Origin of the sequence: Herbaspirillum sp. LeCh32-8 (genome assembly GCF_017814915.1) — a bacterium.
Taxonomy (GTDB): domain Bacteria; phylum Pseudomonadota; class Gammaproteobacteria; order Burkholderiales; family Burkholderiaceae_D; genus Herbaspirillum.
Window position 1 is genome coordinate 99,961 of record NZ_JAGIPZ010000004.1, and the last position, 20,591, is coordinate 120,551.

A 20,591-nucleotide genomic window follows, 5' to 3' on the forward strand; every position below is an offset into this window, starting at 1 on the left:
GGTGTTTCCTCGCGTTTTCCGAATGACCGGCTTGCATTCCAAGCCGGAGTCTAACCGCAAACCGTCACTCGCGTATGACGCGTGCCGGCAAGGGATCAGCCCTGCATCGCCAGCACGCCACCGGAGGGCAGCCCGGGCGCGGACGGCGTGACATCGATGGTGCGCTCATCCGTAGCCGCATAGACGGGCGCTGCCACCATCTGCGACGCATCCAGCCGAAACACGCTGACCAGCTGCTGCAATCCCGACGCCTGCTCCTGCAGCGAGCGGGCGGCGGCGGCGGCTTGCTCCACCAGCGCCGCGTTTTGCTGGGTCATGTCGTCGATCTGGATGATCGCTTCGTTGACCTGCTCGATGCCGCCGCTCTGCTCGCGGTTGGCGTGGGTGATCTCGGTCATGACGTCGGTCACGCGCTTGATGCTGGTGACGATGTCGTTCATGGTGCTGCCGGCCTGGCTGACCAGCTTGCTGCCGTTTTCCACGGTCGAGACCGAGTCGCCGATCAGGATCTTGATCTCCTTGGCGGCCGAGGCCGAACGCTGCGCCAGCGACCGCACTTCGGAAGCCACCACGGCGAAGCCGCGGCCCTGTTCGCCGGCACGCGCCGCTTCCACGGCGGCGTTCAGGGCCAGGATGTTGGTCTGGAAAGCGATGCCGTCGATGACGCTGACGATGTCGGCCACCTTTTGCGAGGAGGCATTGATCGACTGCATGGTCTCCACCACCTGCGAGACGATGGCGCCGCCCTGCACCGCCACGTCGGAGGCGGCCAGCGCCAGGTCGTTGGCCTGGTGGGCGTTCTCGGCGTTCTGCTTGACGGTGGAATTCAACTGCTCCATCGACGACGCGGTTTCTTCCAGCGCGCCGGCCTGCTGCTCGGTGCGCGAAGACAAATCGAGGTTGCCGCGCGCGATTTCGGACGAGGCGGTGGTAATGGTCTCGGAGCCGTTGCGCACTTCCGCCACGATGGCGGCCAGCTTGTCGCGCATGGCGGCCATCGCCACCATCAGGCTGTCACGGTCGCCCGGGCGGGTGTTGATCACCACCGCCAGGTCGCCCTCGGCGATCTGGCCGGCGATCTTCACGGCGTAGTCGGGTTCGCCGCCCAGCTTTTTCAACAGATGGCGGGTCAGCCAGATCGCGGCCAGGATGGCGGTGATCACGCCCACTGCGCTGGTGATCAGCATCAGCAGGCGCGCCTGCGCATAGGCGGCGGCGCTGGTGGCGGCGGCTTCCTTGTTGAGCTTGTCTTCCAGCACGGCCAGCGACTTCAGCTCGACCTGCCAGGTCTTCTGCACCGGCAGGTATTGATCCTTCAGGAATTGCGCCAGTTCATAGGCCTCACGGCGTTGGCCGAATTCCACCGCCTGCGTGATCAGCTTCTCGGCGTTGTCGGCCTGGGCCTTGATCTTGGGTAGCGCGGCCTTTTCTTCATCGGTGGTGCCGGGGGATTCGGCAAACAGCTGCTGCAGCTTCTGCGCCGACATCTTGTACTTGAGGGTCTGGGCGTCGATGTATTGCGCCTCGATGTCCACGTCCTCGGGCGCGGCCGGCAGCATCAGGTTGCGCAGCGAGATGGAGCGCTCGGCCACCGTGTCCATCATGTCTTTCACCAGCGCGCTCTCGGGGTTCTTGATCTCGACCACGTTGTTGAACCGCGCCTGCACCTGGTGCATGTTGTAAATGCCGAATGCGGTCACCAGCACCAGCAGCACCACCACCCACGCAAACCCGAGTCCCAGGCGTGCGCCTACTTTCATCCCTGACTTCATCACGTCTCCTCCTAGTGTCGTCACCGGAGGCCGTGGTCGATGGTCATGAGCGGAGGAGCGAAACCGCGCGAACCGCGCAGCGTCATGTATCGTGCGTCTCCCCTGCCGGCGTCCCGCCGCAGCCTCCTGTTCAAGCCAGACGTCCCTGTCCGGCCCACCCTCTTGCCGTCGCCCGTCTTGTTCGTTATTGGGCGGTTGCGACGGCGCTCTTGCTGATCTTCTTGTTGTTGATGCCTGTTTGTTCGAGGAGACGGCGACGCGCTTTGCCTGCAGGTTCTTGTGATTGATGTGACTGCGTTGCCTTGGCTTGCGCGGGCCGCCGTTGTCCGATCGACATGTCTTTCCGGCTACGTAACTGTGTGCGTAATTTTTGCCGTTCGGAATTAATGCGCCTCTTCCCAATTCTTACCGATTCCTACCTCGGCAAGCAAGGGAACTTTCAGCTCCGCAACATTTTTCATCAGTTCCGGCAGCTTTTCACGCACCAGTTCCAGCTCTTGTTGTGGAACTTCCAACACCAATTCATCGTGCACCTGCATGATCATGCGCGTGGAGAGCTTTTCCGCCTCCAGCCAGGCTTGCACGGAAATCATTGCCAGTTTGATCAGGTCGGCGGCGGTGCCCTGCATCGGCGCGTTGATCGCCGCGCGCTCGGCGCCCTGGCGGCGCGGACCATTGGGAGAATTGATCTCCGGCAGCCACAGGCGGCGGCCGAACACGGTCTCGACATAACCGCGCGCCTTGGCCTGCATGCGCGTCTCGTCCATATAGCGCTTCACGCCCGAGAAGCGCATGAAATATTTGTCGATGTACATCTGCGCGGCCGAGCGCTCGATGCCGAGGTTGCCGGCCAGGCCGAAGGCGCTCATGCCGTAGATCAGGCCGAAGTTGATCACTTTGGCATAGCGGCGCTGCTCGGACTCGACCTGCTCGGGCGCGATGCCGAAGATCTCGGCGGCGGTGGCGCGGTGGATGTCTTCGCCGTCGGCGAAGGCCTTGAGCATGTTCTCGTCCTCGGAGATGTGCGCCATGATGCGCAGCTCGATCTGCGAGTAGTCGGCCGAGACGATCATGCTGCCTTCCGGCGCGACGAAGGCCTCGCGGATGCGACGGCCTTCGGCGGTGCGCACCGGGATGTTCTGCAGGTTGGGATCGTTGGAGGCCAGGCGGCCGGTCACCGCCACCGCCTGCGCGTAGTTGGTGTGCACGCGGCCGGTGGCCGGGTTGACCATCTTGGGCAGCTTGTCGGTGTAGGTCGACTTCAGCTTGGACAGGCCGCGATAGTCCAGCAGGATCTTGGGCAAGGGATAATCCTCGGCCAGTTTCTGCAGCACCTCCTCGTCGGTGGAGGGCGCGCCGGAGGCGGTCTTCTTCACCACCGGCAGCTCCAGCTTGCTGAACAGGATCTCGCCCAGCTGCTTGGGCGAATTCAGGTTGAACGGCTGGCCGGCCAGTTCATAGGCCTGCTGCTCGATCTCCAGCATGCGGCGGCCGAGGTCGTTGGATTGGGTCGCCAGGCGCTCGCTGTCGATCAGCACGCCGTTGCGCTCGATCTTCTGCAGCACCACCGAGGTCGGCACTTCGATCTTTTCGTAGATGAAGCGCAGCTTGTCGTCGTGCTCGATCTGCGGCCACATCGCATTGTGCAAGGCCAGCGTGACCTCGGCGTCTTCGGCCGCGTATTCGGTGGCGCGCTCGACGGCGACTTCGTTGAAGCCGATCTGCGAGGCGCCCTTGCCGCACACCTCGGCGTAGCTGATGGTCTTGCGGTCGAGGTGGCGCGCCGCCAGGCTGTCCATGTCGTGCGTGCGGTGCGACTCGAACACGTAGGATTCCAGCAGCGTGTCGTGCTTGACGCCGGCCAGCCTGACGCCGTAGTTGGCGAAGATGTGGCTGTCGTACTTCAGGTGCTGGCCGAGCTTGGGCTTGGTCGCATCTTCCAGCCACGGCTTCAGTTTGGACAGCACGTGTTCGCGCGCGAGCTGGGCCGGCGCGTCCTGGTAGTTGTGGCCGACGGGGATGTAGGCCGCCTTGCCCGGTTCAACGCACAGCGAGATGCCGACCAGCTCGGCCTGCATCGCATCCAGCGAGGTGGTCTCGGTGTCGACCGCGGTCAACGCGGCGGCGTCGATGGCGGCGATCCACTTGTCAAGCTGCTCGTCGGTGAACACGGTCTCATACTCGACCGGCGCCGCCGGCGCGAACAGGCCGCCCTGCGCCGGCGTCTCTACGGCGCCAGTCTCGCCCGGCGCGGCCTTGCCGGCCGCCGCCAGCGGCGTCGGCGCGGCGCTCTCTTCGCTGATCTCGCGCAGCCAGGTGCGGAAGTTGTAGCGCGTGAAGATATCCTTCAGCGCGGCCTTGTCCTGCTCCTGCATCGCCAGCGACTCAAGGATTGAACGCATGTGCGCGGACAGGTCGCAGTCGGTCTTCACCGTCACCAGAACTCTTCCCTGCGGCAGCCAGTCCAACGCCTTGCGCAGGTTGTCGCCGACCACGCCGGTGATCTTGGCGGCGTTTTCCATCACGCCGTCCAGCGAACCGTAAGCGGTCAGCCATTTGACGGCGGTCTTGGGGCCGCACTTTTCAACGCCGGGCACGTTGTCGACGGTGTCGCCGATCAGGCTCAGGTAGTCGACGATGCGATCCGGCGGCACGCCGAATTTCTCGGTCACGCCCCTGATGTCGAGCGTCTCGTTGCTCATGGTGTTGACCAGCGTCACGTGCTCGTTGACCAGCTGCGCCATATCCTTGTCGCCGGTGGAGACGATGGTCTCGAGCCCGGCGGCGGTGGCCTGCACCGACAGCGTGCCGATGACGTCGTCGGCCTCGATGCCTTCGACCATCAGGATCGGCCAGCCCAGCGCACGCACTGCAGCATGGATGGGCTCGACCTGCAGCGCCAGGTCTTCCGGCATCGACTTGCGGGTGGCCTTGTATTCGGGGTAGAGATCGTCGCGGAAGGTCTTGCCCTTGGCGTCGAACACACAGGCGACGTAACTTGCGGGATAATCGTTACGCAGTCGGCGCAGCATATTGATGATGCCGTACAGCGCACCGGTTGGCGCGCCTTCCGCGTTACGCATATCGGGCAGTGCATGGAACGCGCGATACAGGTAACTGGAACCATCAACTAACAACAAGGTTTTTTGCATATGGAACAAAGAGGAAAAAAAGTACCGCGACTGCGGGAAGTGGACGACATTGAGCGCGCGACGGCGAAGAAGGCGCGCGAGTCCTGGCACGTACTCACGATTATGGCAGAATTCATTGAATCGACCGAACGCCTGTCCGAGCTGCGTCCGGCCGTTTCCATCTTCGGTTCCGCCCGCACCAAACCCGACGATCCGCACTACGCGCTGTGCGTGGACATCGCGCGCCGCCTGTCCGACGCCGGCTATGCCGTCATCTCCGGCGGCGGCCCCGGCATCATGGAAGCGGCCAACAAGGGCGCCTTCGACGGCGCCTCGCCTTCGGTCGGCCTGAACATCGAACTGCCGCACGAACAGCACGGCAACGGCTGGCAGGACATCTCGCTGTCTTTCCGCCACTTCTTCGCGCGCAAGGTCGCCTTCGTGAAGTACGCCGACGCCTATGTCGTGCTGCCGGGCGGCTTCGGCACGCTCGACGAGCTGACCGAGGCGTTGACCCTGATGCAGACCGGCAAATCGCGCCTGATGCCGGTGATCCTGGTGGGCAGCAAGTTCTGGGCCGGCCTGATGGAGTGGATCAAGACCCGCCTGATCGACGACGGCATGATCTCGCCCAAGGACCTGAACCTGCTGCAGGTGATCGACGATCCGGCTGAGGTGGTCGCCGCGATCCAGAAATTCCACGCCGAGAAGGAGCAGCCGGCTGCGACGCCCGTCGAAGTCGAACGGCAGAGCGGCATGTTCCTCTGAGGACGGCCGATTTTGCAGCGCCCTGCCGAGCCCGCGCCCTGGCGCGGGCTTTTTCACGCCGGTTGCGGCCAAATGTTGCACCAACGCTCCTTTCCGCCCCGAAACGCCGGGAGCGCGGAACGATGGTTTGCTACAATGGCCTAAAACAACACCACCTTTCCCCTATCAAATCATGAAACCATCCAACGTCTGGTCCAAACAGTCCCTGGTTGCCGCCCTGCTGTGCGCGAGCGCCGGCCTGGCCGCGCCGCTGGCGATGGCACAGCAGCCCGCTCCGGGCCTGGCCGCGCAGCCCGCGCCGCCGCCGCCCGAGCTGGAAAAGCTGGAAGAAGGCGAACCGCCGGCCGTGACCATCCGCAAGCCGGGCGATGAGAACCGCAACAGCGGCAACAGCATCCAGGAACAGCGCGACCACGGCGAAACCAAGGATATCGAGGTCAAGTCCGGCCCCAGCACCTATCACGTGCGTCCGAACAAGAACCTCGGCGGTTCCACCCCGGGCGATGCGCAAAGCGCGCCGCCGACCTCGGCCACCTGGAAGGTCGGCGAGTTCGACTGGGGCGTCAAGAAGAAGCCCGAGCAGGACGGCGACGCCGCCCAGGGCAACATCAAGAAATAACGCGACGCGCGGCCCGATCCGGCCGCGTGATCGTATCGATTCACGGGATGTCCGGCCCGGCGCGGTAAAACGCGCCGCCGGACTCAGGGATGGGGAAGCGCGGCCGCCGGCCGGCCTTCCCGTCGCCCGGGCGGCAAGCATGCACGGGCGCACACCGCATCAGCAAGCACCACTTCTTTCACTTTCGTCATGGCAGTCTTCACTCAGGTCAGTCTGGAACAACTCTCCGACTGGATCAAACAATTCCCGCTTGGCAAAGCCACCTCGATCAGGGGCATCTCCTCCGGCATCGAGAACAGCAACTTCTTCATCGGCACCGAGCGCGGCGAGTACGTGCTGACCCTGTTCGAAAAACTGCACATCGAACAACTGCCCTTCTACCTGGAGCTGATGCGCCACCTGGCGCAGCGCGGCATCCCGGTGCCGGCGCCGGTGGCCAATGATCGCGACGCGATCGTCAACCTGTTGAACGACAAGCCGGCGGCCATCGTCAGCAAGCTGGAAGGCGAATCGCAGCTGGATCCGCAGGCGCCGCACTGCGCCGCGCTGGGCGACATGCTGGCGCGCATGCACCTGGCCGCCAAAGACTTCAAGATCATGCAGCCCAACCTGCGCGGCCTGGCCTGGTGGCTGGAAACCACGCCCACCGTGCTGCCCTTCCTGCCGCCGGAACTCGGTACGCTGCTACAGGCCGAAGTGCAGTACCAGAAGGAATTCGCCGCCACCGCCGCCTACCGCTCGCTGCCGCGCGGCCCGGTGCACGCCGACCTGTTCCGCAACAACGCCATGTTCGTGGGCGAGAAGCTGTCCGGCATCTTCGACTTCTACTTCGCCGGCTGCGACACTTGGCTGTTCGACTTGGCCGTGACCGTCAACGACTGGTGCGTGGAGCTCGATACCGGGGTGCTGGACGTGGAGCGCGCCGACGCCATGCTGGCCGCCTACCGCGCGGTGCGCCCGTTCTCGGACGCCGAGCGCGAGGCCTGGCAGCCCATGTTGCGCGCCGCCGCGCTGCGCTTCTGGCTGTCGCGCCTGTACGATTTCTACATGCCGCGCGAAGCCGAGATGCTCACGCCGCACGACCCGACGCACTTCGAACGCATCCTGCGCCTGCGCATCGCGGAAACGCCGCCGGCGCTCTGAGTCCTGGAAACCATGGAAAAGATTCCCGCAAAAGATGGCTGGCTCTGGGTAAAGCAAGGCTTCGCCCTGTTTCGCAAGCAGCCCGCCGAGATGTCCACGCTGTTCCTGTCGTACATGTTCCTGATGCTGGCCATCGGCATCATCCCGGTGCTGGGCCAGATGCTGCCGCTGATCCTGATACCGCTATTCTCCATGTCCTTCATGCAGGCCTGCGCGCAGATCGAGAAGGGCCAGCGCGTCTATCCCAACCTGCTGCTGGTGGGCTTTCGCGATCCGGCGCGCAACACCCTGCTCAAACTGGGCGTGCTCTATCTGCTGGCGGCCACGCTGGTGGTCGCGGCATCGACGCTGGCCGATGGCGGCGTGTTCTGGAAGGCCATGATGGGCAACGGCCTGTCGGCCAAGGAGCTCGAAGGCGCCGCCGGCAGCATGCGCATCGCCATGCTGATCGCCGCCGCCCTGTACGTGCCGGCGGCCATGGCCTTCTGGTACGCCGCGCCGTTGATCGTCTGGCAACGCATGACGCTGGGCAAGGCCCTGTTTTACAGCTTCTTCACCGTGCGTCGCGCCGGCCGCGCCTTCCTGCTCTACGCGCTGGTCTGGATCGTGATCGCGGTGGTGGCGCCGACCATCATCAGCCTGCTGATCACCCTGCTCACCGGCAGCATCAACGCCGTGATCTTTATCCTGCTGCCAATCTCGATAATATTGACGGTAGTCATGTACTGCTCGTTTTATCCGACCTACACTGCGGTCTTCGGAAAACCCACCATCGGGTCCGACAGCCCGTCGCAGGCAGGAGACCGACAGTTCTGATACCGCATCAGGCCGTCGCCGCGCCGGGCAGTCGCCCCGGCGGTGATGCCTGAGTAAGTTTGCGTCCGCACGGGAAAGGCGGACGCAACCCGCCCGCAGCGCCTTCGCGCCCGCCAGCCTCCGGCAAATTCCAACGACAAACCACGCTTCTCTACACGGGGGTAAGAATGCGCATGAACATGCCTGTCACAGGCGTGGAACGCCTGCTGGTCGACGGCCAGGCTATCGTTTCCAAGACCGACCTCAAAGGCAACATCACCTACGTCAATCCCTACTTCATCGAAATCAGCGGTTTCGAGGAAGAAGAATTGCTGGGCGCGCCGCAGAACCTGATCCGCCATCCGGACATGCCGGGCGAAGCCTTCGCCGACATGTGGGCCACCATCAAGGGCGGCACGCCCTGGACCGGCCTGGTCAAGAACCGCAGCAAGAACGGCGATCACTACTGGGTGCGCGCCAACGTCACGCCGATCCGCGAAAACGGCCAGGTGGTCGGCTACATGTCGGTGCGCACCCGCCCCGACCGCGCCGCGGTGGATGCGGCCGAGACGCTGTACCGTTCGATTCGCCGCGGCCAGGCCAAGGGCATCGCCCTGCATCGCGGCGAGGTGGTGCGCACCGGCATCGCCGGCTGGCTGGGGCGGCTCTCGCGCATGCAGCTGGGCACCCGCATCAACCTGTGCATGAGCGCCATGCTGGCGATCCAGCTGGCGGTAATGTTCGCCGGCTTCGCCACGCTGCAGCAATGGTGGATCAGCGGCCTGGCCGCGGCCTCGGGCCTGATCTCCCTCCTGCTGTGGATGGCCTTGCGCGGCGCGCTGATCACGCCGCTGCGCCAGGCGCTCAACGTCACCTACGCCATCACCGGCGGCGACCTTTCCTCGCGCATCGACACCCAGCGCCACGATGAGCTGGGACGCCTCCTGGGCGCGCTGCGCCAGATGAACGTCAACCTGACCGCCATCATCGGCGACGTGCGCTCCAACGTCGAGACCATCAACGTCGCCACGCGCGAGATCGCCTCCGGCAACATGGACTTGTCGCGGCGCACCGAGGCGCAGGCGGCCAACCTGGAAGAGACCGCCTCCAGCATGCAGCAGCTGGCCTCGACCGTGCGCCAGAACGCCGACCACGCGGTACAGGCCAACCAGCTGGCCGGCTCGGCCTCGTCGGTGGCGATGAAAGGCGGCGACGTGGTGGCCGGCACCGGCGTGACGATGAACGAGATCAGCGATTCGTCCAAGAAGATCGTCGACATCATCGGCCTGATCGACAGCATCGCCTTCCAGACCAACATCCTCGCCTTGAATGCCGCGGTGGAAGCGGCGCGCGCCGGCGAACAGGGCCGCGGCTTCGCGGTGGTGGCGTCCGAAGTGCGCTCGCTGGCGCAACGTTCGGCCGGCGCGGCCAAGGAAATCAAGCAACTGATCGACGACTCGGTGGAGAAAGTCGCCGTCGGCAATCGTCAGGTCGAGGAAGCCGGCGCCACCATGCGCGAGATCGTTGAATCGGTGCGGCGCGTCTCCGGCATCATGGGCGAGATCAGCGAGGCCACGCAGCAGCAGAGCGCGGGCATCAACCAGGTGCACGAGGCGATCACCCAGATGGACGCCGGCACCCAGCAAAATGCGGCGTTGGTGGAGGAAGCCGCAGCCGCGGCCGGGAGTCTGGAAGAGCAAACCATGCGCCTGCTGCAGGCGATCTCGGTGTTCAAGTTCAAGGGCAAATAATTCCCCGTCCAGCCTGAACCTCAAGCCGCAAGACAAAATGCCGTCCGGTCCTGGACCGAACGGCATCGTCGTTGCAGGCTGCCTGTTTCTTTTCAGCCCATCGCACCGGCCAGCCTGGCTTACAGATAGATCACTTCAACTGTGGCCGATCCGTCAATGGGAACGTCTGCGCTCAGCGGCAGGTTTTCAGGCTTGTTCAACACCGGCTTGACGTTGATGGTTGCACTGAGGGTCTTCAAGGCGGTCGGCTTGATGGAGCCCCCGACAGGCACCATGGTGGGACCGAAGGAGAAATAATGCCCGTCATGCTGGATGTCACCCACCCCGCCAGCCCAGGTGCTTCCGTTGTCGCCCGAGAAGATGTTCTTGGTGGCCACGCCGTCGACCTGCGTGGTTTCATCGATGCTCAGCGTATAACCGCCCACATTCTTGCCCGACACCGTGCCCAAACCGTAGTTGTAGGCATCGGATGGGCTGGCGGTGGTGCCGTTGGTGATGCCGCTTACGCGGCTGGAGGCCCGGTTGTCGGTGGTCTTGAAAGCGATCTTGACGGGGGCGTCACATTGGATGGTGAATGCAACCGACTTCTTCTCCAACACCGTGTAGGCGCCTTTAGTCAGCGATGCGGCGGGAATGACGCCATAGCTGACTCCACCGCCGCCCGAAAAGCTGGGCAGGCAGGCGGGCGGTTTGACGGTGCCGGTCACTTTCACTTCGGTAGTGGAGGCGGCGAAAGACGCTGACGATGCCAGCACTGTGACGAGCGCGGCAAAGGCGGTGCGGGCTAGGATATGCGGCATGACTGGATCCTCGGTTAGATGCTGTGTTGGGTTCATATGCATCAGTACTTGATGCAGTGACATCAGTTTGCCCGAGAAGATGGCCGCATTAATATGGGAATATTCTCAAAAATAATCTATTTATTGCCGCCCTGCCCGCTTCACCCCCGCGAAACAAATTCACGCTCGCCCGCGCCTGCATTGGATTGGGCTGGAGATTAGGCTGCATTCGCCGATCTCCGCCGGCCGGAAAATGCGGCCCTGAATCGCCGCCCGCACCGCAATCGGCACGAATCATCATCCTTGCGTTGCCCCATACCGCTCAGCCCGCCGTCTCATGCAGGGGCGCAAAGGGCGTATAGACATCGCGATAGCGCCGCAAACGCGTACGCAGCACCTCCCGGCGATTCGCGTCAGGCTGGTAGCGGGCCTGTTGCGCCGGCTTGCGGCAGACCTCGGCTTCGCTGCCGCCGTCGGCCAGCCAGGCCAGGCGCGCCGCGCCCATCGCCCCGCCGGCCTCGCTGCCCACGTGGGTGACAATGGCAACCTCCAGCGCGTCGGCCAGCAGCTGCGCCCAATAAGGGCTGCGCGCGCCGCCGCCCACCAGCGACAACTGGCTGACGTCGGTGCCGGCCGCACGCAAGGCATCGAGCCCGTCCACCATGCCGAAGGCCACGCCTTCGAGCACCGCGTAGCCGAGCGCGGCGCGCTGGTGCTCCGGCGACAGGCCGTGGAAGACGCCGCTGGCATACGGGTCGTTGTGCGGGGTGCGCTCGCCCGAGAGGTAGGGCAGGAACAAGGGCGCGTTGGCCCGCTGCTCATGGTCGAGCTGCTCGATCTCCGCCAGCAGGCTCTTCTCGTCCACCGAGCACAGCCGGCAGAACCAGCGCAGGCAACTCGCCGCCGACAGCATCACGCTCATCTGGTGCCAGCGCTGCGGCAGCGTGTGGCAGAACGCGTGGATGGCGCGCGCGGGATTGGGGCGGAAGCGGTCGTTGACCACGAACAGCACGCCCGAGGTGCCCAACGACAGGAAGCCGTCGCCCGGATTGACCGCGCCGATGCCCACCGCGCTGGCCGCGCCATCGCCGGCGCCGCCGGCCACGATCACGTCGTCGCGCAAACCCCAGGCGCGCGCCACCGCCGGCAGCAAGGTGCCGGACGGCGCGCTGCCGTCGACCAGCGCCGGCATCTGGTCGCGCCGCATGCCGCTGGCGGCCAGCAATTCGTCGGACCAGTTGCGGCCCTCGACGTCCAGCCACAGGGTGCCGGCCGCGTCCGACGGGTCGGACACCTTGCCGCCCGTCATCTGCAGGCGCAGCCAGTCCTTGGGCAGCAGCACGGTGGCGATGCGGGCGAACAGCTCGGGTTCATGGCGCGCCACCCACATGAGCTTGGGCGCGGTGAAGCCGGGCATGGCCAGGTTGCCGGCGATGCCGTGCAGGCGCGGTGCGCGCTGCGTCAGTTCGGCGCATTCCGGCGCGCTGCGCGAATCGCTCCACAGGATCGCCGGGCGCAGCACCTGATCATCCTTATCCAGCAATACGGCGCCGTGCATCTGGCCCGACAGGCCGATGGCGCGCACGCCCGAGAATTGTTCTTTCCCCAGCTGCGCGCGCAGCTTGGCCACGGTGTCGCAGGCGGCCTGCCACCAGTCGGCGGGGGCCTGCTCCGACCAGCGCGGATGCAGCCGCGACACGTTCAGCGCGCTGCCGGCCAAGGCCAGCAAGGCGCCGTCGGCGCCGATCACCACCGCCTTGACTTCCGACGTACCCAGGTCAATCCCAAGATACATGGCGCTCCTCTTTTATCGTTGTTGGTTGGCAATTCTATGATGCCTTTGAACTATCGCCGGCTTATTTGTTTCCCTGCCGGGCCAGCCAGAGATTGACGCGCTCCACGCCTTCGCGCACTAACGCCAGCAGGCGCTCGTCGCCGGCCAGCTCGCCCCACAAGACCTTGTCATCGCAGAAGGCCTTGACCGGATCGGCCGCGCCCAGCATGGCGCGCGCGGCGGCCGGGTCGAAGATGCCGTCCTGGTACTCGTAGGGCAGCGCGCCCGCGTTCCAGCGCTGCAGGAACACGAAGAACAGCGCCGGCAGCACGGCGGTGGCGCGCGGCGCGCGACCGGCGGCCAGGCTCTCCTGCAGCGTCGGACGGATGAAGCCGGGGATCTTGGAGTAACCGTCGGCGGCCACGCGCTGGTTGGTGTCCTGGATCGCCGGGTTGCCAAAGCGCGCCAGCGTGGTGTCGCGATACGCCGCCAGGTCGATCGGGCTGGGCGTCAGGCACGGGATCACGTCCTGCGTCACGTAGTCGTGGGCCATCTGGCGGATGTCGTCGCGCAGGGTGCCTTCATGAATGTACTGCAAGCCGGCTAGGGTGCCGGCCCAGGCGATGCAGCTGTGGCTGGCATTGAGGATACGGATCTTGGCTTCCTCGTAGGGCAGCACCGACGCCACCATCTCCACGCCGGCCTGCTCCAGGCGCGGACGGCCGGCCTTGAAGTCGTCCTCGACCACCCACTGGATGAAGGACTCGCCCATCAGCGCGCAGGGATCGTCGACGCCGGTGGCCGCCTTCACGCGCGCGGCCACGGCCGGGGTCGGGCGCGGGGTGATGCGGTCGACCATGTCGTTGGGGCTGGTGGTGAACTCCTGCACCCACTGCGCCAGTTGCGTCTCGCCGCGCAGGGCCAGGAACTGCAGCAGGCCGTCGCGGAAGCGCTCGCCGTTATGGCGCAGGTTGTCGCAGTTCAAGAGCGTCAGCGCCGCCTGCGGATGAGCGCCGCTGCGCGCCTGCAGGATCGCCGCGATGGCGCCGTAAATGGTGCGCGGCTGGCCGCTGCCGTCGAGCTTGCAGCGCAGGTCTTCAGCCAGGTCGGGATTGGCGGTGTCGAGTCGGAACTGGTGGTCGAGGTAATAGCCGCCTTCGGTCACCGTGAAGGAAATCACGCGCGTGCGCTGCTCGGCGCCGGCGGCGATCAGTTGGGTCAGCTGCGCGTCCCAGGGGATGATGCGGCCGATGGCGGCGATGCGCTGGTAACTGCGCTCGCCCTGCGGCGTCACCGTCTCCAGCGTGTATTGGCCCTGCTGGCGCGCCAGTGCGTCCAGCAAGGGGCCCATGTCGGCGCGGATGTTGGCCAGCGCCAGCTGCCAGCGACGGTCGGCGCCGCTCTCGCGCAGCTGGTTCAGGTACACCGCCTGGTGAGCGCGGTGAAAGGAGCCCGCGCCGATGTGCAGCCAGGTCAGGCTGTCGTCCGGTTGCGCCTCCGATGTGGTGGCAAAGCTTGTCATGCCGTGTCCTCTTCTTTCTTGCTTGCTTGGTATGCGTGTGATCGCTTGCGTGCGTCGTGCGATGAAACACTCAGTGCGACGCGCCCTGCGCCGGCGCCGCCAGGCGCGGCAGGGCCTGGCCGTCCTGGCGGAACAGGTGGCAGCGCACCGGTTCGGCGGCCAGGCCGAGCATGCTGCCCGGCGCCGGCTCCAGGCTGTCGGGCACGCGCAGGATCAATGCCTCGTCGGCGCCGTCATAGGCCGCGTACAGGTAGGAAAAATCGCCCAGCAGTTCCAGCGCGGTGAAGCGCGCCTGCAAGGCCGCCTGCCCTTGCGCGATGTTCAGGTGTTCCGGGCGCACGCCCAGCGTAACCTTCTCGCCCGGCTGCAGGCCCGTGCCGTCGACCGCCGCCAGCTGGCTGCCGCCGCCGGGCAACTGCACCAGCACGCCGTCGGCCTGCACGGAAGCCACCATGCCGTCGATGAAGTTCATCTTGGGCGAACCGATGAAGCCGGCCACGAAACGATTGGCCGGATGATGGTAGAGCTGCTGGGGCGAACCGACCTGCTCGATGCGGCCTTCTGACAGCACCACGATCTTGTCGGCCAGCGTCATCGCCTCGATCTGGTCGTGGGTGACGTAGATCATGGTGGTCTTCAGGTCGTCATGCAGCTTGGCGAACTCCAGGCGCATCTTCACGCGCAGCGCGGCGTCGAGGTTGGACAGCGGCTCGTCGAACAGGAACACGCTGGGTTGGCGCGTGATGGCGCGGCCGATCGCCACGCGCTGGCGCTGGCCGCCGGACAAGGCGCGCGGCTTGCGGTCCAGCAGGTGATCGATGTGCAGGATCTTCGCCGCGTGCTGCACGGCGCTGTCGATCTCGGCCTTGGATTTGCCGGCGATCTTCAGGCCGAAGGCCATGTTGTCGTACAGGGTCATGTGCGGATACAGCGCATAGGACTGGAACACCATCGCCACGCCGCGCTTGGAGGCCGGCACGTCGTTCATGCGGCGCGTGCCGATGTCGAGGTCGCCGTCGCTGATGTCTTCCAGACCGGCAATCATGCGCAGCAGGGTCGACTTGCCGCAACCCGAGGGACCGACGAAGACCACGAACTCGCCGTCGTCGATCTCCAGGTTGATGTCGCGCATGACTTCGTTGTCTTCGTAGCGCTTGGCCAGGTTTCTGATGCTGACTGCTGCCATGTCGTTCTCCTTTGATTCTTCAATTTCGTTTTTTACTTCGCGAGAGTCGCAGCGACTCTCAGCGCAGCCAGATCAGTTCGCAGATCAATTCGGGAAACTGCCTCATGTCGTCGAACACCTTGTGCGCGCCGGCTTCCTTGAGTTGGCGCGCCATCGCCTTGCGGTCGTGCGCCACGCCGGTAAATCCCAGCACGTGCATGCCGGCGGCGGCGGCGGCGCGCACGCCGGTGACGCTGTCGTCGATTGCCACGCAACGCTCGGGATCGACACCGAAGCCGGCCGCGGCAGCCAGGTAGACATCGGGCGCCGGCTTGGGCTTGCCGACGTCGTGAGCGCTGTAGATGCGGCCCTCGAACTGGCCGTACAGGCCGCAACGACGCAGGCCGTTCTCGATGCGCGGCGCATCGCTGTTGCTGGCCACCGCGCGCGGCAGGCGGATCGCCTGCAAGGCCTCGGCAATCCCCGGCACCGGCTGCGCCTCGTCGCCGCAGGCGCGGCCCACGGTCTCGTGGATGCGCACGATCTGCGGCGCGGTCAGCGACAAGTCGAACTCGGCGTCGAGCTCGCCCAGCAGCAGGTCGGTGTACATGCCCAGGCGGTTGGCGATGGCGCTGTGCAGGGCTGCGCTGCGGGCTTCTTCTTCATCGGCGCCGGCCGCGCCCGGGAGCGCCGGCAACAGCGGCAGCAGTTCGCGATGCAGCACGCGCAGCGCGATGCTTTCGCTGTCGAGCAGCACGCCGTCGCAATCGCACACCAGGTGCGTGATCGGTTGCCGCGCCATCATCACTTCACCGCCCCGAAGGTCAGGCCGCGCACCAACTGCTTTTGCGCCAGCCAGCCGAGCGCCATGATGGGCGCGATCGCCAGCAGCGAGGCGGCCGACAGCTTGGCCCAGAACAAGCCTTCCGGATTGGAGTAGGAGGCGATGAACACCGTCAGCGGCGCGGCGTTGACGCTGGTCAGGTTGAGGCTCCAGAAGGCCTCGTTCCATGACAGGATGATCAGCAGCAGCGCGGTCGACGCCAGCCCGGGCATGGCGGTGGGCAGCAGCAGGTAGATCATCTCCTGCCAGGCGTTGGCGCCGTCGATGCGCGCCGCTTCCAGGATTTCCTTGGGCACGTCGTTGAAGTAGGTGAAGGCCATCCACACCGCAATGGGCAGGTTGATCAGCGTGTAGATGATGGTCAGGCCGGTCACCGTATCGAGCATGCCGGTGTTCTTGGCCATCAGGTAGATCGGGATCAGCACGCCGACGGCCGGCATCATCTTGGTCGACAGCATCCACAGCAGCAGCTTTTGGGTGCGGCCGGTCGGGAAGAAGGCCATCGAGTAGGCCGCCGGCACCGCCAGCAGCAGGCTGACGACGGCGGAGCCGAGCGAGACGATCAGCGAATTCTGCACATAGGCCAGGTAGTTGCTGCGGCCGAAGACTTCGCGGAAGGTGTCCAGCGTGGGCAGGAAGAACAGCGTGGGCGTGTAGGCCTGGTGCTCGTTCTTGAAGGCAGTGATGGCGACCCAGAAGATCGGGAAGAACAGGATGATGGCGCAGGCCCAGCCCAGCACCGCGACCCACCAGGGGCTTTTCTTTTGATCGCTCATTTCTCGTTCACTCCTTTGAGGTTCTTGGCCAGCATGCGCACCAGGAAGAAGGACACGATGTTGGCCAGCACCACGGCGAAGATGCCGCCGGCCGAGGCGATGCCGATGTCGAACTGCTGCAGGCCGATGGCGTAGACCAGGAAGGTCAGGTTGGTGGTCTCGGTGCCGGGCCCGCCGGCGGTGGTGGTGAAGATCTCGGCGAAGACGGAGAGCAGGAAGATGGTCTCGATCATGATCACCACCGTGATGGCGCGCTTGAGGTGCGGCAGCACGATGTAGAAGAAGATGCGGATAGGCCCCGCGCCGTCCAGCTGGGCGGCCTCCTTCTGGTCGGTGTCGAGCGACTGCAGCGCAGTAAGGAGGATCAGGAAGGCGAACGGAATCCACTGCCAGGCCACGATCACGATCACCGAGAACATCGGGTACTGCGCCAGCCAGTCGATCGGCTCCATGCCGAGGTGGCGCATCACGAAGGCCAGCATGCCGTAGACCGGGTGCATGATCATGTTCTTCCAGATCAGCGCGGCCACGGTGGGCATCACGAAGAACGGGCCGATCACCAGCAGGCGCGCGATGCCGCGGCCGCGGAAGGGTTGGTCGAACAGCACCGCCAGCAGGGTGCCGCCGATCACGCTGATGGCCAGCACCGAGCCGATCAGCAGCGCGGTGTTGCCGATGGAGGGCCAGAAGGCCGGGTCCTCCAGCAGGAAGATGTAGTTTTCCAGGCCGACAAAACCGGTCTGGTCGGGCGCCATCAGGTTGTAGCGATTGACCGAGAAATAGATGGTCATGGCCAGCGGTACGATCATCCAGGCCAGGAGGATCAGCACCGACGGCGCTTGCAGCAGGCGGATCGGATTGAAGCGCTGGGGCGCGCCGGCGCGGCCGGCGGCTTTGGCCTTCATCGCCGGCGATGACGATGACGACGGCGACGAACGGGATGGAGTCGATGAGCTCTGCATGCTGGGCGTATCGAGAGGACGGGATGGATGGATCGATGACATGGCGGCCTCGCTGGTTCGGGCCGGTGCGCTTGAGCGACCGGGAGGACGATGCGGCGCGCCGCCGCGAGAAAAGACAAGAAACGGCAAGAGCCGGCGCGCCGCGTGGGCGGGAACTGCGCGAGCCGCGCCCCGCAGGGCGCGACGTTCACAACAGCCTGGCCGGGATTACTTGATGTAGCGACCCTGGCGCATCATGCGCACCGCCTGCGCCTGCGACGCATCCAGCGCCGCATCCGAGGTGGTCTTGCCGGTCAGCGCACCGGCGATGGCCTGGCCGGTGACGGTGCCGATCGACTGGAACTCCGGAATGGTCGCGAACTGCACGCCGGTATACGGCACCGGCTTGACGGTCGGGTTGTTGGCGTCCGCAGTCTGGATCGCATCAAGCACGAAGTCCGAGAACGGCGACACCTTCTTGTAGTCGGCCGAGGCGTAGGTCGAGGTGCGGGTACCCGGCGGCACCAGCGCCCAGCCGCTGTCCTTGGCGACCAGCTTGATGTATTCCTTGGAGGTGGCCCAGGCGGCAAACTTCCTGGCCGCGTCCTGCGACTTGGACGACTTGGGCACCGCCAGCGACCAGATCCACAACCAGTGCGAACCCTTGTCGGTGGCGGCCGACGGCGCCGGTGCGAAGGCGGTCTTGTCGGAGACCTTGGAATCCTTGCCGTGATAGATCATGCCGGCGGCGACGGTGGCGTCAACCCACATGCCGCACTTGCCGCTGGAGAACAGCACCAGGTTTTCATTGAAACCGTTGGAGCTGGCGCCCGGTGGAGCGTACTTGCGCATCAGGTCGACGTAGAAGGCGACCGACTTCTTCCACTCCGGGGACGACAACTGCGGCTGCCACTTCTCGTCGAACCAGCGGCCGCCCCAGGCGTTGGCCATGGTGGTGATGATGGCCATGTTCTCGCCCCAGCCGGCGCGACCGCGCAGGCAGATGCCGTACACGCCCTTGGCCGGGTCATGCAGCTGCGCCGCCAGCTTGGCGACTTCGTCCCAGGTCGGGCGCTCGGGCATGGTCAGCTTCTTCTGCTCGAACAGATCCTTGCGGTAGTAGGTCATCGAGCTTTCGGCGTAGAACGGCAGCGCGTACAGCTTGCCGTCCACCGACAGGCCCTCGCGCACCGGCTTGATCAGGTCGGCTTCGTCGTAGTCCGCCGGCAGGCCGCTCATCGGCGCCAGCCAGCCCTTCTTGGCCCAGATCGGCGCTTCATACGCGCCGATGGTCATCAGGTCGAACTGGCCGCTGTTGGTGGCGATGTCGGTGGTCAGGCGCTGGCGCAGCACGCTTTCTTCCATCGTGACCCAGCGCAGCTTGATGTCGGGATTGGCTTTTTCGAACTGCGGGGCCAGCTTTTGCAGCTCGATCATGTCGGGGTTGTTGATCGACGCAATGTTGATCGTGACCGGCTCGGCGCGGGCGACGCCCGACAGGAACAGGGCAGATACGGCGGCCGCGGCCAGGGTGAAGCGAACGCTGCTTGAAGCGATGGTACGCATGCTTGTCTCCGAATGTTGTTTGCCGTCGGTCGCGCTCCTGGTGGCCTGGCGCGGCTTTCGCCACGCTGCTGCACGTCCGGATCGGCTGATTTTTGAGCAATTAGTATTTTTGTGAGCAAATAATCAGACATCTCCGGATCGATGTCAAGCATTTGTAACATCATTGAGCAAATGCCCATTTTTAGGAATAATGGCATGCATGCGCCGCCGTACAATGGCGGCCACCCACCCCACCGACAACAAGGATGCCGCCCATGCCGCGGCACGCGAGGAGAACATGTCTTCAGGCACATCCAAACTCGACCTGGCGGCGCGCGCCGCCTGGATGTACTACGTCGCCGGCAACACCCAGAACGAAATTGCCGAGCGGCTCGGCATCTCGCGCCAGATGGCGCAGCGCATGGTGGCCTACGCCACCGACGCCAACCTGGTGAAGGTGCAGATCACGCATCCCGTCTCGTCCTGCCTGGAACTGGCACAGGGCCTGCAGGCGCGCTACGGGCTGGAGGTCTGCCGCGTGGTGCCCGGCGCGGGCGGCGCCGACAATCCCCACGAATCGCAGGAAATGCAGCAGATGCTGGCCGTGGCCGGCGCCGAACTGATGGAGCAGTACCTCAGCTCCGAGGCGCCGCTGGTGGTCAACGTCGGCTCCGGCCGCACCCTCAAGGCCGCCATCGAAAAGATCAGCGAGATGGAACGACCGCAGCACCAGATCGTGTCGATGATCGGCGCCTTCGCCTCGGACGGCTCGGCCAACCGCTATGACGTCGCGCTGCAGGCGGCCGAAAAGCTGCGAGCGCGCTTCTACTTGCTGCCGGCGCCGCGCGTGGCCGAAAGCGAGAGCGACCGCCAGCAGTGGTGCAACCACCGCGCCTACAAGATCGTGACCGGCCTGGCCGAGCGCGCCGACATCACCTTCCTCGGCATCGGCACCATCGCGCTGCAAGGCGCGATGCACGAAGACGGCTTCATCGACGACGACGAAGTCGCGCAACTGCAGCGGCAAGGCGCGGTGGGAGAAATGATCTGCCACGCGTTCGACCGCGACGGCCGCATCCTGCCGTCCTCGCTGGCCGCGCGCGTGACCACGCCGCCGCTGTCAGCCAAGCCGCAACGCCCGGTGATCGCGCTGGCCGGCGGCAGCAAGAAGGCCGACGCGGTGCGCGCGGCGCTGCGCGGCGGCTGGCTGACCGGCCTGGTGACCGACGAGGTCTGCGCCCGTCGCGCGCTTGAAGACTGAAGACG

16 protein-coding genes and 1 pseudogene are annotated in these 20,591 nt (G+C 65.3%); 6 read left to right on the top strand and 11 right to left on the bottom strand.

Annotated elements, in window-relative coordinates:
- Window positions 1-95: 95 nt before the first annotated feature.
- The 3 genes from J8I26_RS09805 to polA all read right to left on the bottom strand — a co-directional run bounded on the left by J8I26_RS09805 (window position 96) and on the right by polA (window position 4,924).
- Window positions 96-1,772, bottom strand: a complete 1,677-nt coding sequence (locus J8I26_RS09805) for a methyl-accepting chemotaxis protein (protein ID WP_209606618.1) — start codon at window positions 1,770-1,772, stop codon at window positions 96-98.
- A gap of 184 nt (window positions 1,773-1,956) precedes the next feature.
- On the bottom strand, window positions 1,957-2,109 hold the full coding sequence (locus J8I26_RS09810) for a hypothetical protein (protein ID WP_209606620.1): 153 nt from the start codon (window positions 2,107-2,109) through the stop codon (window positions 1,957-1,959).
- Between the two features lie 46 nt (window positions 2,110-2,155).
- On the bottom strand, window positions 2,156-4,924 hold the full coding sequence (gene polA / locus J8I26_RS09815) for a DNA polymerase I (RefSeq protein WP_209606622.1): 2,769 nt from the start codon (window positions 4,922-4,924) through the stop codon (window positions 2,156-2,158).
- On the opposite strand from polA, the gene J8I26_RS09820 reads away from it, so the two are divergent.
- The 5 genes from J8I26_RS09820 (at window position 4,925) to J8I26_RS09840 (ending at window position 9,979) form a co-directional block, all read left to right on the top strand.
- Window positions 4,925-5,671, top strand: coding sequence for a TIGR00730 family Rossman fold protein (locus J8I26_RS09820; protein WP_209606624.1), 747 nt, complete (start codon window positions 4,925-4,927; stop codon window positions 5,669-5,671).
- A gap of 172 nt (window positions 5,672-5,843) precedes the next feature.
- Window positions 5,844-6,290 (top strand): hypothetical protein, encoded by a 447-nt coding sequence (locus tag J8I26_RS09825; protein WP_209606626.1) that lies wholly within the window; start codon window positions 5,844-5,846, stop codon window positions 6,288-6,290.
- 189 nt (window positions 6,291-6,479) lie between these two features.
- Window positions 6,480-7,433, top strand: a complete 954-nt coding sequence (locus J8I26_RS09830) for a homoserine kinase (RefSeq protein WP_209606628.1) — start codon at window positions 6,480-6,482, stop codon at window positions 7,431-7,433.
- 12 nt (window positions 7,434-7,445) lie between these two features.
- Complete coding sequence (locus J8I26_RS09835; RefSeq protein WP_209606629.1) at window positions 7,446-8,249, top strand: BPSS1780 family membrane protein; 804 nt, start codon at window positions 7,446-7,448, stop codon at window positions 8,247-8,249.
- Between the two features lie 167 nt (window positions 8,250-8,416).
- Window positions 8,417-9,979 carry a PAS domain-containing methyl-accepting chemotaxis protein gene (locus J8I26_RS09840; protein WP_209606631.1) on the top strand — a complete coding sequence of 521 codons (1,563 nt, stop codon included), beginning with the start codon at window positions 8,417-8,419 and terminating at the stop codon, window positions 9,977-9,979.
- A gap of 119 nt (window positions 9,980-10,098) precedes the next feature.
- On the opposite strand, the gene J8I26_RS09845 is transcribed toward J8I26_RS09840, so the two are convergent.
- The 8 genes and pseudogenes from J8I26_RS09845 to J8I26_RS09880 form a co-directional block, all read right to left on the bottom strand.
- Window positions 10,099-10,779 (bottom strand): DUF1120 domain-containing protein, encoded by a 681-nt coding sequence (locus J8I26_RS09845; RefSeq protein WP_209606633.1) that lies wholly within the window; start codon window positions 10,777-10,779, stop codon window positions 10,099-10,101.
- Window positions 10,780-11,080: 301 nt separating this feature from the next.
- Window positions 11,081-12,553: a xylulokinase gene (gene xylB / locus J8I26_RS09850; protein ID WP_209606635.1), complete on the bottom strand. Its 1,473-nt coding sequence runs from the start codon at window positions 12,551-12,553 to the stop codon at window positions 11,081-11,083.
- Between the two features lie 61 nt (window positions 12,554-12,614).
- On the bottom strand, window positions 12,615-14,054 hold the full coding sequence (gene dalD / locus J8I26_RS09855; protein ID WP_209606637.1) for a D-arabinitol 4-dehydrogenase: 1,440 nt from the start codon (window positions 14,052-14,054) through the stop codon (window positions 12,615-12,617).
- Window positions 14,055-14,124: 70 nt separating this feature from the next.
- Entirely contained in the window at window positions 14,125-15,240 is a 1,116-nt protein-coding gene (gene ugpC / locus J8I26_RS09860; RefSeq protein WP_209606638.1) for a sn-glycerol-3-phosphate ABC transporter ATP-binding protein UgpC, read from the bottom strand.
- A 58-nt stretch (window positions 15,241-15,298) separates the two neighbouring features.
- Window positions 15,299-16,024 carry an HAD-IA family hydrolase gene (locus J8I26_RS09865; protein WP_209606641.1) on the bottom strand — a complete coding sequence of 242 codons (726 nt, stop codon included), beginning with the start codon at window positions 16,022-16,024 and terminating at the stop codon, window positions 15,299-15,301.
- Window positions 16,024-16,803 (bottom strand): annotated as a pseudogene (locus J8I26_RS09870) (carbohydrate ABC transporter permease); the annotation flags it as partial. The gene J8I26_RS09865 and the pseudogene J8I26_RS09870, both read right to left, overlap by 1 nt.
- Window positions 16,804-16,835: 32 nt before the next feature.
- On the bottom strand, window positions 16,836-17,744 hold the full coding sequence (locus tag J8I26_RS09875; protein WP_245200254.1) for a sugar ABC transporter permease: 909 nt from the start codon (window positions 17,742-17,744) through the stop codon (window positions 16,836-16,838).
- Between the two features lie 264 nt (window positions 17,745-18,008).
- Window positions 18,009-19,346, bottom strand: coding sequence for a sugar ABC transporter substrate-binding protein (locus tag J8I26_RS09880; RefSeq protein ID WP_209606648.1), 1,338 nt, complete (start codon window positions 19,344-19,346; stop codon window positions 18,009-18,011).
- A 277-nt stretch (window positions 19,347-19,623) separates the two neighbouring features.
- On the opposite strand from J8I26_RS09880, the gene J8I26_RS09885 reads away from it, so the two are divergent.
- On the top strand, window positions 19,624-20,586 hold the full coding sequence (locus J8I26_RS09885) for a sugar-binding transcriptional regulator (RefSeq protein WP_209606994.1): 963 nt from the start codon (window positions 19,624-19,626) through the stop codon (window positions 20,584-20,586).
- Window positions 20,587-20,591: the final 5 nt, after the last annotated feature.

Coding starts and splice junctions, on each gene's coding strand:
- J8I26_RS09805 (WP_209606618.1), bottom strand. CDS start 1,772: ATGAAGTCAGGGATGAAAGTAGGCGCACGCCTGGGACTCGGGTTTGCG.
- J8I26_RS09810 (WP_209606620.1), bottom strand. CDS start 2,109: ATGTCGATCGGACAACGGCGGCCCGCGCAAGCCAAGGCAACGCAGTCA.
- polA (WP_209606622.1), bottom strand. CDS start 4,924: ATGCAAAAAACCTTGTTGTTAGTTGATGGTTCCAGTTACCTGTATCGC.
- J8I26_RS09820 (WP_209606624.1), top strand. CDS start 4,925: ATGGAACAAAGAGGAAAAAAAGTACCGCGACTGCGGGAAGTGGACGAC.
- J8I26_RS09825 (WP_209606626.1), top strand. CDS start 5,844: ATGAAACCATCCAACGTCTGGTCCAAACAGTCCCTGGTTGCCGCCCTG.
- J8I26_RS09830 (WP_209606628.1), top strand. CDS start 6,480: ATGGCAGTCTTCACTCAGGTCAGTCTGGAACAACTCTCCGACTGGATC.
- J8I26_RS09835 (WP_209606629.1), top strand. CDS start 7,446: ATGGAAAAGATTCCCGCAAAAGATGGCTGGCTCTGGGTAAAGCAAGGC.
- J8I26_RS09840 (WP_209606631.1), top strand. CDS start 8,417: ATGCGCATGAACATGCCTGTCACAGGCGTGGAACGCCTGCTGGTCGAC.
- J8I26_RS09845 (WP_209606633.1), bottom strand. CDS start 10,779: ATGCCGCATATCCTAGCCCGCACCGCCTTTGCCGCGCTCGTCACAGTG.
- xylB (WP_209606635.1), bottom strand. CDS start 12,553: ATGTATCTTGGGATTGACCTGGGTACGTCGGAAGTCAAGGCGGTGGTG.
- dalD (WP_209606637.1), bottom strand. CDS start 14,054: ATGACAAGCTTTGCCACCACATCGGAGGCGCAACCGGACGACAGCCTG.
- ugpC (WP_209606638.1), bottom strand. CDS start 15,240: ATGGCAGCAGTCAGCATCAGAAACCTGGCCAAGCGCTACGAAGACAAC.
- J8I26_RS09865 (WP_209606641.1), bottom strand. CDS start 16,024: ATGATGGCGCGGCAACCGATCACGCACCTGGTGTGCGATTGCGACGGC.
- J8I26_RS09875 (WP_245200254.1), bottom strand. CDS start 17,744: ATGAAGGCCAAAGCCGCCGGCCGCGCCGGCGCGCCCCAGCGCTTCAAT.
- J8I26_RS09880 (WP_209606648.1), bottom strand. CDS start 19,346: ATGCGTACCATCGCTTCAAGCAGCGTTCGCTTCACCCTGGCCGCGGCC.
- J8I26_RS09885 (WP_209606994.1), top strand. CDS start 19,624: ATGTCTTCAGGCACATCCAAACTCGACCTGGCGGCGCGCGCCGCCTGG.